Here is a 12651-nt window from a genome sequence, read left to right as displayed (position 1 = left end):
ATCCCCCACAAAGGAGACGCAACACATGTTCAACGGGAAGAAGATCGCGGCCGTCACGGGACTTCTCGGCGGCCTCGCCATGACCTTCATCGGCACCTCCCAGGCCTACGCCGCAGGAGGCCCGGGCGTCTGCACGTTCGACGCCGAGGGCAACATCGTCTGCGCCCAGCGGATCGTGGGCCAGACCCCCGAGGGTGACGGATTCACCGTCAACCGGACAGTGAACTGCCAGCCGACGCAACCCTTGACCCTGCCTGCCCCTGGCCTGCTGAACAACGGGCAGACGCGGATCGGGCCCCAGATCACCTGTGCCGACCTGACGCCCGGAGCGCCGGCACCCAACAGTGACAGCAAGGACGGCGGCCCGTTGCTGGCTCGCCTGCTGGGCGGCTGAGCCCTCCCCTCGAACAACGATGGCCGGACCAGGGCGACTTGGACCGGCCATCCGCCGTTTCGGCAAACGGGTGACCGCGCCCCGCTACCCGTGACTCCCCCTCGGGGAAACGTCGTTTCTACATCGCCAGCTCTCTCATCCGACACGACACACAGAAGGACAAAAGGTCCCAAATTGCTACGGTCTGCGTGTATATGCTCACACTAAGTAGTCAAGCCAGGGCATCAAGCCCCGGAAAGAAAGGGTCAATTCAATGCGCAAGTTTCAGCGCGTTGCGGTCGTAGCCGCAGCCATCGCAGGTCTGTCCGCCATGGGTGCCGGCGCCGGTACGGCCTTCGCCCACGAGAACGACGGTACGGACGTCGTCGCGGTGGCAACCTCGCAGGCCAACGCTGTGGCCACGTCGGGCACCCCGCACGGCGGGACGCACTCCGCTCCGCAGGCCGCTCCGCAGGCTGCCCCCCAGGCTGCTCCGCAGGCCGCCCCGCAGGCTGCCCCCCAGGCTGCTCCGCAGTACGCCGCGCCCGAGGGCTACGGCGAGTACTCCGCTCCGTACATCGCCAGGTAAACAAGCGCCGTGGGTTCGACGCGCGAGTTTCAGGGCACTGCGATTTTCGTCGTGACAGCGGCGGGTCGGGTGGCTCCGCATTCCGCGCCACAGTGGGCCCCATAGGAGCGTCACGACAAGCGCGTCGACCTCCGTCGGAACAACGTATGCACATTGCACGATCTGAAGGCAGCCCGGACGCGCAGCAAACCCACCAGGGTGCGCGCCCGGGCTGCAGCAATGCTCGGGCCCGCGCCGGTCAACGGCCCAGGCGCCGGGCCTCAATTGCAAAGGAAAGCAGCACATGATCGGTCGACAGAAGATCGCAACCGTCTCTGGGCTCCTTGGAACTCTCGCCGTGATCTACGGCGGTGCCGGGCAGGCGTACGCCGAAGTGCCCGCGCGTGATTGCAAGACCTCCGCCCAGGGCGACATCACGTGTGTTCGCAAGAGCGAGACCGTCCGCAAGGACAAGCAGGGCGGGTACGCCATCCAGCAGAAGAGCGACTGCTCGACGATCGAACGGCCGCGCCTGGCGTTCCCCCAGAGCGCCACGGTGAACGGCGGGTCCACCAGGATCGGGCCGGTCGTGGAGTGCTCCAACAAGATCGAGCTGCCCAAGGGTGTCAAGGTGCCGAAATTCGACTTCTGAGGCCAGATCAGAAAATGCCGGACCGGGATTGATCCCGGTCCGGCATTTTCATTCTGAGGCTTTGGCTTAATTTACTTGTCGAAGGCGGTGTTGTCGCAGCCCATCGACGAGCCCAGACCGGTCTCCTGCGTGCCCGTGTTGCCCTCGCCGTTCAGCAGGTTGCCACCCACGCCGTTGAGGACGCCGACCTGGCCGAGGACGGAGACGTTGGCGTCGTGCGACCTACAGTTGGTGCTCTGCTGGACGTTGATGGTCGTGCCGTTCTTGCCCCGGCCGCCCTTGCCCCCGTGCCCGTCGTGCCCGTCGGCGAGGGCGGTGCCGGCGCTCAGGAGTCCGACGCTGCCGAGGGCGACGACCAGGACGGCGGCCTTGCGGAGCTTGTGCATGTTCATCTCCGGTGGAGTGGAGTGGGTGCGATCTGCAACAGATCGACTTCGTACAGTTACGGAGGGTAATAGGAAATATTTCAAAGCACCTGACGGCACGCCGAATTCGAGAAAGAGTCACCACCTTGGCCGAAGGCCGGAAATTAAAAGGGGTCCCGGCACCGGGCCTGAGGCTCGATACCGGGACCTGTTTCCGGCTCTAGGCCGCCAGTGCGGCCATCACGCGATCAGAACGCGCTGTTGTTGCAGCCCATCGACGAGCCGAGGTGGGTGTCCTGCCCACCGGCGTTGCCCTCGCCGTTGAGCGCGTTGCCCAGCAGGCCGTTGAGGATGCCGACCTGGCCGAGGACGTCGAGGTTCAGGTCGTGCGACTTGCAGTTGGAGCTCTGCAGGACGCTGAACTTGCCCCCGTCCTTGCCGCCGTGACCGTCCTGGCCGTTGGCGCTGGCGGAGCCGGCGCTCAGGATCCCGACGCTGCCGAGGGCGACGACCACCACGGCGGCCTTGCGAAGCTTGTGCATGTCATCTCCGGTGGAGTGAGGTGGGTTCGATCTGTGAAAGATCGACTTCGTACAGTTACGGGAGATTAATAGGAAATATCCCAACATGCCCGGCGACGCGCCGGGGTTCGTGATCTCGTACTAGAAGCCACCCTTAAAGCCGCATCGCGCATGAGCGCGCCATTCGTCTACGGCCACGACCTGCACAGTCGCTTCGCGGCGGACGCCGAGCCCGTGGTGGCTCGCGGTGACCGCGCGGTGCTGGGCGGCGTCGATGCCCTTCGGTATCAACGCCGCCCGGCCTTGGTCCACTTCTGGAATACGCCCTAGCGGCCGGCGCGGGCGTGGGCGAAGGAATTCGCCTGGCTGTTCGCCTGGTCGCAGTCGACGCCCTTGTTCTCGGCGGCGGCGAGTACGGCGACCGGGACAGCAGCGTTGAGCACGGACTGCGGGCTGCACTCCTGGGAGGGGCGGAAGAGGTTGGTCTGGCTCAGCGGGTCACCCTGCGCCGGGGCCGGCGCGGCCTGCGGGGTGATCTGCGGGTTGAGCTGGGGGCTGAGCTGGGGGTTGACCTGCGGGCTGACATCGGCGCCCCGCTGCGGGGCGGCCTGCCGCTGCATGCCCGGGCCGGAACTGTGCGCAGTGGCCTGAGATGAAGTCAGCGAGGCGGCCTGCGCGTCCGGCTGCGAAACGGGGGGCGGGGCACCGTTGTACGCCACGGGAGCGGCGGAGAAACTTGGGCCGGCGCCGACGGTGGACAGACCGCCGGCTGCTGCGACGACGAGCGCGACCTGCTGAAGCTTGCGCATGGAACCTCGGCCCTTCATTGACCTGTGCACGGAACGTATTGAAATGCTGATGTGTGCCAGTGCAGCCAACGAGATAAGTACGGTGCCAGTCACGTGAGTCGGGGTGCGGTCACCCATTTGCAGCGTGAGCCGATAATCCGATCGATGGCAAATGAGTGACGAGGTTTTGGACCCCGTGACCAGGCCGGGGGAAATTTCGTTGCCAGCTGAGAGAGGGCGGCGATCTTGAATTCAGAGAGGGGCGCCGGATCCGCTGCCGGCTCCAGCGTGAAGTCCACATGACAGCCCAGGAATTACCCCTGTCAGGGCGCAGCACGAACATCAGACTGAGCGCACGCAAGACTGCACTGAATACAACGGATTTCCTTGCACAGGTAATGAAGGGCATGAGGGTTCCATGCGCAAGCTTCACAAGGCCGCGCTCGTCGTAGCAACGGCCGGCGGTCTGTCCGCCATCGGCGCCGGCGTCAGCCATGCCGACTCTCCCGTCGGGTACGGCGCCGCCGCGGCGCCTGCTCCCCCGTACTACCCGGCGCCTCAGTACGCACCGGCGCCCGCTCCTCAGTACCAGGCGCCCCAGTACTACGCACCGGCGCCCGCTCCCCAGTACCAGGCGCCCCAGTACGCGCCCGCCCCCCAGTACCAGCCGCCGCAGCAGGCTCAGGCGGTGGCCAATTCGACGGGCACCGCGGAGGCCAGGGGGCCGCAGTCGTACCACCAGCCGGCGCCCCAGTACGCACCGGCCCCGGCGCCGGCCCCGGCCCCCGCCCCGGCTCCTGCCCCGCAGCAGGGTGGCCAGGCCTCCGCGTGGGCGTCGTCGGCGGGCACTGCGCAGGCCTCCAACTCGCCTTACGGCCAGCAGCAGCAGGCCGCTCCGCAGCAGCCGCAGGTGGTGCCGCAGGTCTCCCCGCAGTCGTCACCGCAGGTCACTCCGCAGGTCGCCCCGCAGGTCGCCGTTCCGCAGGTGTTCAACCCGGAGCCGCCGCCGCGTGTCGCCCCGCAGGTCAACCCGCAGGTGAACCCCGAGGTGAACCCGCTCATCAACCCGCTGATCGCGCCGACCGGCGGCGGCGTACCGCAGGTACCCGGGCTCGGCCTGGGCCAGGTCGCGGCGCCTCCCGTGGGCCAGTTGGGTCTGCCCCGACTCGGCTGACCGTCTCCCCGCAGTAAGTACATCCGCTCGTTCAACGGAGAAGAAATGCACAAGCTTCAGAAGGTCGCCCTCGTGGGCGCTGTCCTCGGCAGTGTCGGCTCCTTCGGCGTCAGCCCCGCCCTCGCCCACGACCACGGTGGTCGCGGCGGCGAGCGGGGCAACGACTTCGACGTGGCGCAGAGCATCGAATGTCGCTCGCACGACATGAACATCGACATCCTCGGCAGCGTCGGCGCCATCAACGGCGCGCTGGGCAACGCGCTCAACGGCGAGGGCAACCCGGGCGCGCAGCCGACCGACCTCGGTTCGGACATGGGCTGCAACAGCGAGGCGTTCTGAGCAGACCGTTTGAAGTCGACGCCCGCACCATCACGGTGCGGGCGTAGTTCTTCCGCCGATGGGAAGGGTATGGCGACCTGTCGCATGAGGCTGTCCTGTGCCGACGAGATGCTGCTGCTCAACGGATGTCCGGGAGTTGTCGGCCTGGCGGCGGTCTTCTCCGGTGAGCTGCCCGATGTGGCCGAGGTACGGGCGCGCGTCGCCGAGCGGTGGACGGGCCTGGAGCGGATGAACTGTGTGCTCGACCGCGCGCGGTGGGCCGTACCGGGTCCGTTCGATCCCGCCGTGCATGTCGTCGTGGCCCGGAACAAGTTGGACGACCTGTGGGCGGAGAGTGTGGACCGGCCGCTCGCCGACGGGGTACCGCCCTGGCGGCTCTTCGTGGTCCCGGATGCGGCGCACGGCGGCGGTTTCGCCCTGGCGCTGGTGGCCCAGCATGTGCTGCTGGACGGACGCTCGCTGATGACGGTGATGCGGTCGCTGATGGACGGCACCGCGGAGGTGAGGGGGTCGGCCCGGCCGGCGCCGCTGTCGCGTACCGGGCTGCGCGCGGCGGGCAGGGAGCTCAGGGCGATGACGGCCCGGGGACAGGCCCTGCCGATGGAGTCGCCGGGGCAGACGTCCCCCTCGGTCGCGGTGAGCGCGCTGTCTGCGCACACGGTCCGATCCGCACGCCGGCAGCCTGCCGAGGGCCGCGGTGCGACGCTGAACGAGCTGCTCGTGGGCGCGGTGGCCGGCGCGCTGCGGGCCGAGTACGGGCCCGTACGGCGGTGGCGCCGGCGGGACGAGCCGGCGTACACGGCCGTGCCGTGCGATCTGCGCACCCGGACCGATCCGAGCGAACTCGGCAATGCCCTCACGGTGGTTCGGGTTCCGTTGCCCGTCGACGTGGACGAACCCATGGCGCGGCTGCGGGCGTGTCAGGCCGCGCTGGCCGGGGTCCCCGCGCGGGCCGCCGTACACGACACCGTGCTGTTTCCCGCGGCGGAAGTGGCACGGCGGACGGGCCCGTGGGTGACCAGACTCCTCACCAACCGCGGTCGCCACTCCTGCTTCGCGGCGACCGCGACCACAGCCATCAAGTGGCCCGGCGGATCGAGCACCTTCCAGGGCCGCGCGCTCGTACGCGCTGTCGGTCTGCCGCCCCTGCACCACCCGGGCACCGCCAGCTTCGCCCTGGCCCAGGCAGGGGACGCGGTCACGCTCACTGTGGTGTGCAACCTGCGCCCGAACGACGCGAGGCGGCTCGCCGACGCGGTCGTCACGGAGTTCGAGACATGGGCTCGGTACCCGCAGCCCTGACGGCACCAGGAAACGGAGACAATTGCATGGAAGCGGAATACCCAGAAGTGGCTGACGTATGGGAAGCGCTGCGCCCGTTGTGCGCGCGGGTGATGTCGGTGCCGCCGGAGGCGGTGGTGCCGCAGGCCCGGCTGGTGGCCGATCTGGGGGCCGACAGTCTGGACATCACCGAACTGCAAGCGGCGTCGGAAGACTTGTTCGGGGTGTCGTTGCGGGGAACCGAGACGACCGGAGTGTCCACCGTGGGTGATGTCGCCGACCTCATCGTGCAGCTGCGCACCCAGGCCACCCACAGCCCCCTCGCCGCCCGGTGACCCCCCGGCACGCCGTCGCCGTCACGGGCCTGGGAGTCCGCTGCGCGGCCGGAGCGACGCCCGCAGCGCTGTGGGAGAGCCTCCTTCAGCGCCGTTCAGGGACGTCGCTGCATGCTTTCGACGACGAGGGCACCGTCGTGTACCCGGCAAGTCCGATGACCGCCTTCGACCCCACGGGCTATCTGACGCCCAAGGAGGTACGGCGGGCCGACCGGTCGGCGCAGCTGGCCGTGTGCGCCGCCGCGGACGCCGTGGAGGACGCCGGAGGACTTCACGTGTCTCCCGGCCGGCGGGCGGTGGTCACCGGCACCGGCTACGGCGGCGTGATCAGTCAGGAGAACGGCATCGGACGTCCCGATGTGCTGTACGCGTCCCGGCTGATGCACAACGCGGGGGCGTACTGGGTCAGTGCCGGGCTCGGTGTCACCGGCCCCAGTCTGACGGTCTCCACCGCGTGTGCCTCCGGAACGCACGCCGTGGGTGAGGCGATGCAGATGATCCGGGCGGGGTCCGCGGACGTGGTGGTGGCGGGAGGGCATGAGAGTCCCCTGACTCCTACGACCGCGATGGCCTTCGGCCGGTCCGGCGCGATGGTCACCGAGTGCGCGGATCCCGCTGCCGCGTCACGGCCGTTCGACGTCGGGCGGCAGGGGTTCGTCCTCGCCGAAGGCGCCGCGTTCCTCGTGCTGGAACGGCTGGACCTGGCCCGTGCGCGGGGCGCCCGGATCTACGCGACGCTGACCGGATACGGGCGTACCTCCGACGCCTACCACCTGACGGCACCGCATCCGGACGGTGCCGGCGCCCGGGCGTGCATGGAGCAGGCGCTCGCCGACGCCGGCACGACGGCCGACGCCGTCACCCATGTCAACGCGCACGGCACCGGCACCGAGCTGAACGACCTCGCGGAAGCGCGGGCCATCACCGCCCTGTTCGGCCCGCGCGCGGTGCCGGTGACCGCACCCAAGGCGATCACCGGGCACGCGCTGGGGGCGGCGGGGGCGCTGGAAGCCGTGATCGTGGCCTGGTCGGTGCACGAAGGGCTCGTGCCTCCGACCGCCCATCTCACGCGGCTGGACCCGCGCTGCGAACTGGATGTGGTCACGGCCGAACCCCGCAAGATCTCGGACGGCGCGGTGATCAGCAACAGTTTCGCCTTCGGCGGCCACAACGCCTGTGTCGTGTTCGATTCACCCGACGGTTGATCACCGAAGGCGGGGCCTGGACAGCTGCACCACCAAGGAACGAGAGGCTGTGGAACATGAGGCTGTCGGCCTTCGACGAAGGGCACCTCCGCAATGGACTGCCGGGAACGATCGGCATCGCCGCGGTGTTTCCCGGAAGGCCGTTCGACCTGGCGCAGGTGCGGTCCCGCGTCCGCGAACGATGGAGCGGACTGGACCGGATGAGCTGGGTCCTGGAGCCCCCCAGCGGGCCGGCGGCGCTGTCGGGCCACCGGTGGACGGCCACCCGGCCGTTCGATCCCGCGGCACACATCGTCGCCACGGACCAGGATCTGGATTCCCTGCTGACGGCCGGCGTCAGTCACCCGCTGCCGCCCGAACGGCCCCTGTGGCGGCTGTTGGTGACGCCACACGCCACCCCGGCGGGCGACCACGCCATCGTGCTGCTCGCCCATCACGCGCTGCTGGACGGCAGATCGCTGGAAACGCTCTTCCGGCTGCTGATGGACGACGCCGTACCGCCCTCCGCGCTCGGCCCGGTCACGACAGCGGGCCGGCGCCCGCGCATCGGTCCCGCCACCGTGCTCAGGGAGTTGCGCCGTATCGGAGTCCCCAGCCAGCCCCTTCCGCCGGCGCCCTCCGGCGACCTGCGGCCGTCAGTGGCGATGGTCGAGCTCGACCCGCAGATGATGCGTACGGCCCGCCGCCAGCCGGCCGGCGGGCGGGGAGCGACCCTCAACGAACTTCTCCTGAGCACCTACGCCGGCGCCCTCCGCGCCTGCTACGGCCCCCTGCGATCCTGGCCGAAGGGACCGACCCCCCTCTACGCCACGGTGCCGGTCGACCTGCGGACCCGCCACAACGCACAGCAGCTCGGCAACGGCGTCACCGTGCTGCGCAGTCCGCTGCCCATCGACGTCGAATCCCCGGTGGACCGTCTACAGGCCTGCCAGGACCTGGTCGCGGCGCTGCACCACCGGTGCGACGCCCACCGCGTGTTCCTCCCCGCACTTCAGGCCAGCGCACGGACCATGCCGTGGCTGGCCGAGGCGATGGCCAGGCGCCTCGCCCGCCCCGAGCTCACCACCAGCCTGTGCACCGCGTTCAAGTGGCGGGACAACCCCAGCCACTTGCACGATCGCCCCCTGTCCCGCATCGTCCCTTTGCCGCAGCTCTCCCCACCGGGCACGGCGAACCTCTGTCTCGTCCACACCGCCGACGCCTACACGCTCACCGTCGTCAGCCATGTGGGTGCGGGGGACGCCGAGATGATCGGCGCTGCCGTGGCCCGGGACCTGAAGGCGGTCGCGGCGTCCGGCGCCCATGCCGTGAGCCGTGCGGAGCCGCAGCTCATCGCCCCGCAGCACGCTCCGCCCGCTGCCAAGCCGCCTCCCGCAGCAGCCGCAGACCGTTGAGCCCGACCAGCACGGTCGACCCCTCGTGCCCCAGCACACCGAGCGGCAGCGGCAGGGTCCCCGCCAGGTCCCAGGTCACCAGCGCCGCGATGAACACCCCGGCGACCACCAGGTTCTGCACCACCAGCTGCCGGGCCCGCCGCGAGAGGGCGATCACCGCGGGCACGGTGGTGAGCTCGTCCCGGACGATCACCGCGTCCGCAGTCTCCAGCGCGAGATCCGAGCCCGCGCGCCCCATCGCGACGCCGGAGTGGGCGGCGGCGAGGGCGGGGGCGTCGTTGACGCCGTCACCCACCACCATCACCCTGCGGCCGACAGCTTGGAGTTCCCTCACCGCTGCCACCTTGTGCTGAGGCAGCAGCCCGGCGCATACGTCGTCGATGCCGGCCTCGGCGGCCAGGTGGGCGGCGGCGCGCGGGTTGTCGCCGGTCAGCAGGACGGGCCTGGTTCCGGTGAGGGTCGTGAGGGACGTGATCGTGGCGGCCGCGTTCGGGCGGAGGCGGTCGGCGATGCCCAGCACGCCCGCCGGGACGCCGTCGAGCGTCACCAGGACCGCCGTACGGCCCTCGTCCTCGAGTCCTGCGGCCAACGCGGAGGCGAAGGCCGAGGCGACCGAGTCACTGGCGCCGTGCAGCAGGCGTGCGGGTGCGCCCACGGCCACGATCCGGTCGTCGACACCCGCGGTCACCCCGACACCCGGTGTGGAGTCGAAGTCCTTCGTCTCCGGCAACGTGAGACCGCGTTCGCGTGCCGCGTCCACGATCGCGCGGGCGAGGGGGTGTTCGCTGGGGTGTTCGGCGGCTGCGGCCAGGGTGAGGAGGGCGGAGTCGTCGAGGCCGGAGCCCGGCAGCGGCCGTACGTCGGTGACCCGCGGCATGCCCTCCGTCAGGGTGCCCGTCTTGTCGAGGGCGACCGTGTCGACCTGTCCCAGGCGTTCCATCACGACCGCCGACTTGACCAGGACGCCGTGCCGTCCGGCGTTGGCGATGGCGGACAGCAGCGGCGGCATGGTGGCCAGGACGACCGCGCACGGCGAAGCGACGATCATGAAGGTCATCGCCCGCAGCAGTGAGCCGGTGAGCGCGGCGCCGAGGGCGAGCGGGACGAGGAAGACGGCGAGGGTGGCGGCGACCATGCCGATCGAGTAGCGCTGTTCGACCTTCTCGATGAACAGCTGGGTGGGGGCCTTCGTCTCGGAGGCTTCCTCCACCATCCGTACGATCCTGGCGATCACGGAGTCGGAGGCGTCCCGTTCGACCCGTACCCGCAGGGCACCCGTGCCGTTCAGCGTTCCCGCGAAGACCTCGTCGCCCGGCTCCTTGGCGGCCGGCAATGGTTCGCCGGTGATGGTCGCCTGGTCGACCTCGCTCGCCCCGTCGAGCACGCGCCCGTCGGCGCCGACGCGCTCGCCGGGCCGTACGAGGATGAGGTCGCCGACCGCCAACTCCTCGACGGGAACGGTCTGTTCGCTGCCGTCGGCCACGAGACGTGTGGCGGTGGCGGGGGCCAGGTCGAGCAGGCCGCGGACCGAGTCGGCGGTGCGGGCGGTGGCCAGGGCCTCCAGTGCGCCTGAGGTGGCGAAGATGACGACGAGGAGAGCGCCGTCCATGACCTGGCCGATGGATGCGGCGCCGAGGGCGGCGACGATCATCAGGAGGTCGACGTCGAGGGTCTTGTCCTTGAGGGCCTTGAGGCCTTCCCAGCCCGGCTCCCAGCCGCCGGTCACGTACGCCAGGGCGTACAGCGGGCCCCAGGTCCAGGCGGGGGCGCCGGTGAGCTGGAGCGGCAGCGCGAGCAGGAAGAAGGCCGTGGCCGCGGCGGCCCAGCGTGCCTCGGGGAGGGCGAGGATGCGGGTGCGGCGGCGTGGGGCTTCCTGGGGGCGCGCCGACGCGGTCCGGTCGGCCGTCGGCCGGGTGACGGTGGAGGTCATGGGGCGGGTGTCCTTCACGAGGCACGGGGCACGGGGCATGAGGCACGAGGGGGCATGGCGGGGTGGCGGTGAGCCGTGAACCCGGCGCCGCTTCTTCCACCGTACAGGACCACATGAAGAGCAATTCATGCGTTCATGTGTTGGCCTCCGTAGGATGAAGGGCATGGGCCACGGAGCTGACGCCAAGACCCCCGCCACCGCGCGCGAGCGCCTTGAGGCCGTGGGCGCCGCCGATGTGGCCACGACGCTTCAGGCCCTCGCGACGCCCTCGCGCCTGCGGATCCTGGCCCGGCTCCAGGAGGGCCCGTGTGCGGCGACCGAACTCGCGGACGCCGTGGGCATGGAGCAGTCGGCCTGTTCGCATCAGCTGCGGCTGCTGCGCAACCTTGGTCTGGTGACGGGTGAGCGGCGCGGCCGTTCGGTGATCTACGCGCTCTACGACAACCATGTCGCCGAACTGCTCGACCAGGCCCTCTATCACGTGGAGCATCTGCGACTGGGGCTGCGCGACACCCCGGAGGAGCAGGTCAGGGACGGTGCCGCAGTCGTCCGTTGACGAGGGCGAGCATCGGGTAGGCCGCGATCAGCACCGCGAGGGCCGCGTAGCCGTACGTCAGGGTGGCCAGCGAGGCTACGCCCGCGACGAGCAACGGCCCGCCCGCGTCGCCGAGTTCGCGGCCCAGTTCGGCGGAGCCCATGGTCTGGCCGAGCCGTTCCGGGGGCGTCGAGGCGGCCAGGGCGGCGAAGCCGAGCGGGGTGATCAGACCGGTGCCGATGCCGATCAGGGCGGCGGCGCTGAGGATGCCGGTCAGGCCGGGGAGCATCGCGCACGCCAGTCCTCCCGCCGTGGTCAGCAGCCCGGCGGTGAGGCCTGCGCGCACGGTCAGGCGGCCTTCGTCCAGTGCGCGCCCGGCCCTCGGCTGGACGACGGCCGCGCAGGCCGCCAGCACCGACACGGCCGCGCCGGTGGCGACGGTGCCGAGTCCTGCGACGGCGCCGGAGACCGGCAGGAAGCCGACGCCGACGGAGAGGGCGGCGGTGGCGGCGGCGAGCGCGGCGGTCGGTCCCAGGAAGACGGGGTCGGCGAGGCGGCGGGCCAGGTCGAGGACGGTCTGGCGGGACTTGGTTAGCGGGGGGACGTGCGGGACGGCCACGGCCGCCCAGAGGGCGACCGCTGCGCCGAGTGCGGCCAGTACGGCGAACAGCAGCGGGAGGCCGCCGGCCCACACCAGGACGCCGCCCAGTAGCGGGCCGAGGGTGTAGCCGATGGACTTGTAGAAGCCGTAACTGCCGAATGCCCGCCCGTGCTTGGCCGCCGGGTTCAGCCGGGCGACGAGCGCGGAGGCGGAGGGCGAGAAGGCGGAGGCGGCGGCGCCCTGGCCGAGACGGGCTGCCCAGAGCCAGCCAGGGCTGTCCACGACGACGTACGCGGCGGACGCGAGCGCGAAGGCGACCAGCCCGCCCAGGAGTACCGGCCGGGCCCCGATCCGGTCGGCGAGCGTCCCGAACAGGGGCTTGAGCACAACCTCCGCACCGTCGTAGAGAGCGAGCAGTCCGCCGAGGACGAGCAGCGAGGTCACCGCGTCCTCGGAGTGCCCACCGAGGTTGGCGGCGATGCCGTGCGCACCGAAGGCGGTGGTGAAGCCGGCGGCGTAGAGGGGCCACATCTGGCGGCCGGGGGCGGTCTGGAGGGTGGGTGCGGTGCTCATACGTCCGCCCCCTCGCC

At 70.6% G+C, this 12651-nt stretch carries 15 protein-coding genes; 10 read left to right on the top strand and 5 right to left on the bottom strand.

What is annotated here, in order from left to right; all coding sequences use genetic code 11:
- Positions 1-25: 25 nt before the first annotated feature.
- The 3 genes from KCH87_RS38990 to KCH87_RS38980 all read left to right on the top strand — a co-directional run bounded on the left by KCH87_RS38990 (position 26) and on the right by KCH87_RS38980 (position 1593).
- Positions 26-394, top strand: a complete 369-nt coding sequence (locus KCH87_RS38990; RefSeq protein ID WP_210592613.1) for a hypothetical protein — start codon at positions 26-28, stop codon at positions 392-394.
- 253 nt (positions 395-647) lie between these two features.
- Positions 648-962 carry a hypothetical protein gene (locus tag KCH87_RS38985; protein WP_210592612.1) on the top strand — a complete coding sequence of 105 codons (315 nt, stop codon included), beginning with the start codon at positions 648-650 and terminating at the stop codon, positions 960-962.
- Positions 963-1245: 283 nt separating this feature from the next.
- A complete protein-coding gene (locus tag KCH87_RS38980; RefSeq protein WP_247197443.1) occupies positions 1246-1593 on the top strand; it encodes a hypothetical protein in 348 nt (115 codons plus the stop codon).
- A gap of 71 nt (positions 1594-1664) precedes the next feature.
- On the opposite strand, the gene KCH87_RS38975 is transcribed toward KCH87_RS38980, so the two are convergent.
- The 3 genes from KCH87_RS38975 to KCH87_RS38965 all read right to left on the bottom strand — a co-directional run bounded on the left by KCH87_RS38975 (position 1665) and on the right by KCH87_RS38965 (position 3288).
- A complete protein-coding gene (locus tag KCH87_RS38975) occupies positions 1665-1979 on the bottom strand; it encodes a hypothetical protein (RefSeq protein WP_210592611.1) in 315 nt (104 codons plus the stop codon).
- 227 nt (positions 1980-2206) lie between these two features.
- The gene (locus tag KCH87_RS38970; protein ID WP_210592610.1) at positions 2207-2500 is read right to left on the bottom strand and encodes a hypothetical protein; all 294 of its coding nucleotides are present in this window, start codon (positions 2498-2500) and stop codon (positions 2207-2209) included.
- Positions 2501-2805: 305 nt separating this feature from the next.
- Entirely contained in the window at positions 2806-3288 is a 483-nt protein-coding gene (locus tag KCH87_RS38965; protein ID WP_210592609.1) for a hypothetical protein, read from the bottom strand.
- A gap of 397 nt (positions 3289-3685) precedes the next feature.
- On the opposite strand from KCH87_RS38965, the gene KCH87_RS38960 reads away from it, so the two are divergent.
- The 6 genes from KCH87_RS38960 (at position 3686) to KCH87_RS38935 (ending at position 8995) form a co-directional block, all read left to right on the top strand.
- Positions 3686-4441: a hypothetical protein gene (locus tag KCH87_RS38960; RefSeq protein WP_210592608.1), complete on the top strand. Its 756-nt coding sequence runs from the start codon at positions 3686-3688 to the stop codon at positions 4439-4441.
- 45 nt (positions 4442-4486) lie between these two features.
- Entirely contained in the window at positions 4487-4780 is a 294-nt protein-coding gene (locus KCH87_RS38955; protein ID WP_210592607.1) for a hypothetical protein, read from the top strand.
- 84 nt (positions 4781-4864) lie between these two features.
- The gene (locus tag KCH87_RS38950; protein ID WP_247197442.1) at positions 4865-6082 is read left to right on the top strand and encodes a WS/DGAT domain-containing protein; all 1218 of its coding nucleotides are present in this window, start codon (positions 4865-4867) and stop codon (positions 6080-6082) included.
- A gap of 26 nt (positions 6083-6108) precedes the next feature.
- Positions 6109-6396, top strand: coding sequence for an acyl carrier protein (locus KCH87_RS38945; protein ID WP_210592605.1), 288 nt, complete (start codon positions 6109-6111; stop codon positions 6394-6396).
- Positions 6393-7601 carry a beta-ketoacyl synthase gene (locus tag KCH87_RS50555; RefSeq protein ID WP_210592604.1) on the top strand — a complete coding sequence of 403 codons (1209 nt, stop codon included), beginning with the start codon at positions 6393-6395 and terminating at the stop codon, positions 7599-7601. Before KCH87_RS38945 ends, KCH87_RS50555 begins: the two co-directional genes overlap by 4 nt.
- Before the next feature lie 56 nt (positions 7602-7657).
- Positions 7658-8995, top strand: a complete 1338-nt coding sequence (locus KCH87_RS38935; RefSeq protein ID WP_210592603.1) for a wax ester/triacylglycerol synthase domain-containing protein — start codon at positions 7658-7660, stop codon at positions 8993-8995.
- Here KCH87_RS38935 and KCH87_RS38930 read toward each other — a convergent pair.
- Positions 8931-10925, bottom strand: coding sequence for a heavy metal translocating P-type ATPase (locus KCH87_RS38930; RefSeq protein WP_210592602.1), 1995 nt, complete (start codon positions 10923-10925; stop codon positions 8931-8933). The two genes, KCH87_RS38935 and KCH87_RS38930, sit on opposite strands and share 65 nt — an antisense overlap.
- A gap of 163 nt (positions 10926-11088) precedes the next feature.
- Here KCH87_RS38930 and KCH87_RS38925 point away from each other — a divergent pair, with 163 nt between their 5' ends.
- Complete coding sequence (locus KCH87_RS38925; RefSeq protein ID WP_210592601.1) at positions 11089-11481, top strand: metalloregulator ArsR/SmtB family transcription factor; 393 nt, start codon at positions 11089-11091, stop codon at positions 11479-11481.
- Here the strand turns inward: KCH87_RS38925 and KCH87_RS38920 are convergent.
- Positions 11453-12634, bottom strand: coding sequence for an MFS transporter (locus KCH87_RS38920; RefSeq protein ID WP_247197441.1), 1182 nt, complete (start codon positions 12632-12634; stop codon positions 11453-11455). The two genes, KCH87_RS38925 and KCH87_RS38920, sit on opposite strands and share 29 nt — an antisense overlap.
- Between the last annotated feature and the right edge of the window lie 17 nt (positions 12635-12651).

This window comes from Streptomyces sp. GESEQ-35 (assembly GCF_017948485.1).
Classification (GTDB): Bacteria; Actinomycetota; Actinomycetes; order Streptomycetales; family Streptomycetaceae; genus Streptomyces.
Note: the sequence above shows the minus strand (reverse complement) of the source record. Positions and strands in the feature narration are given on the sequence as shown.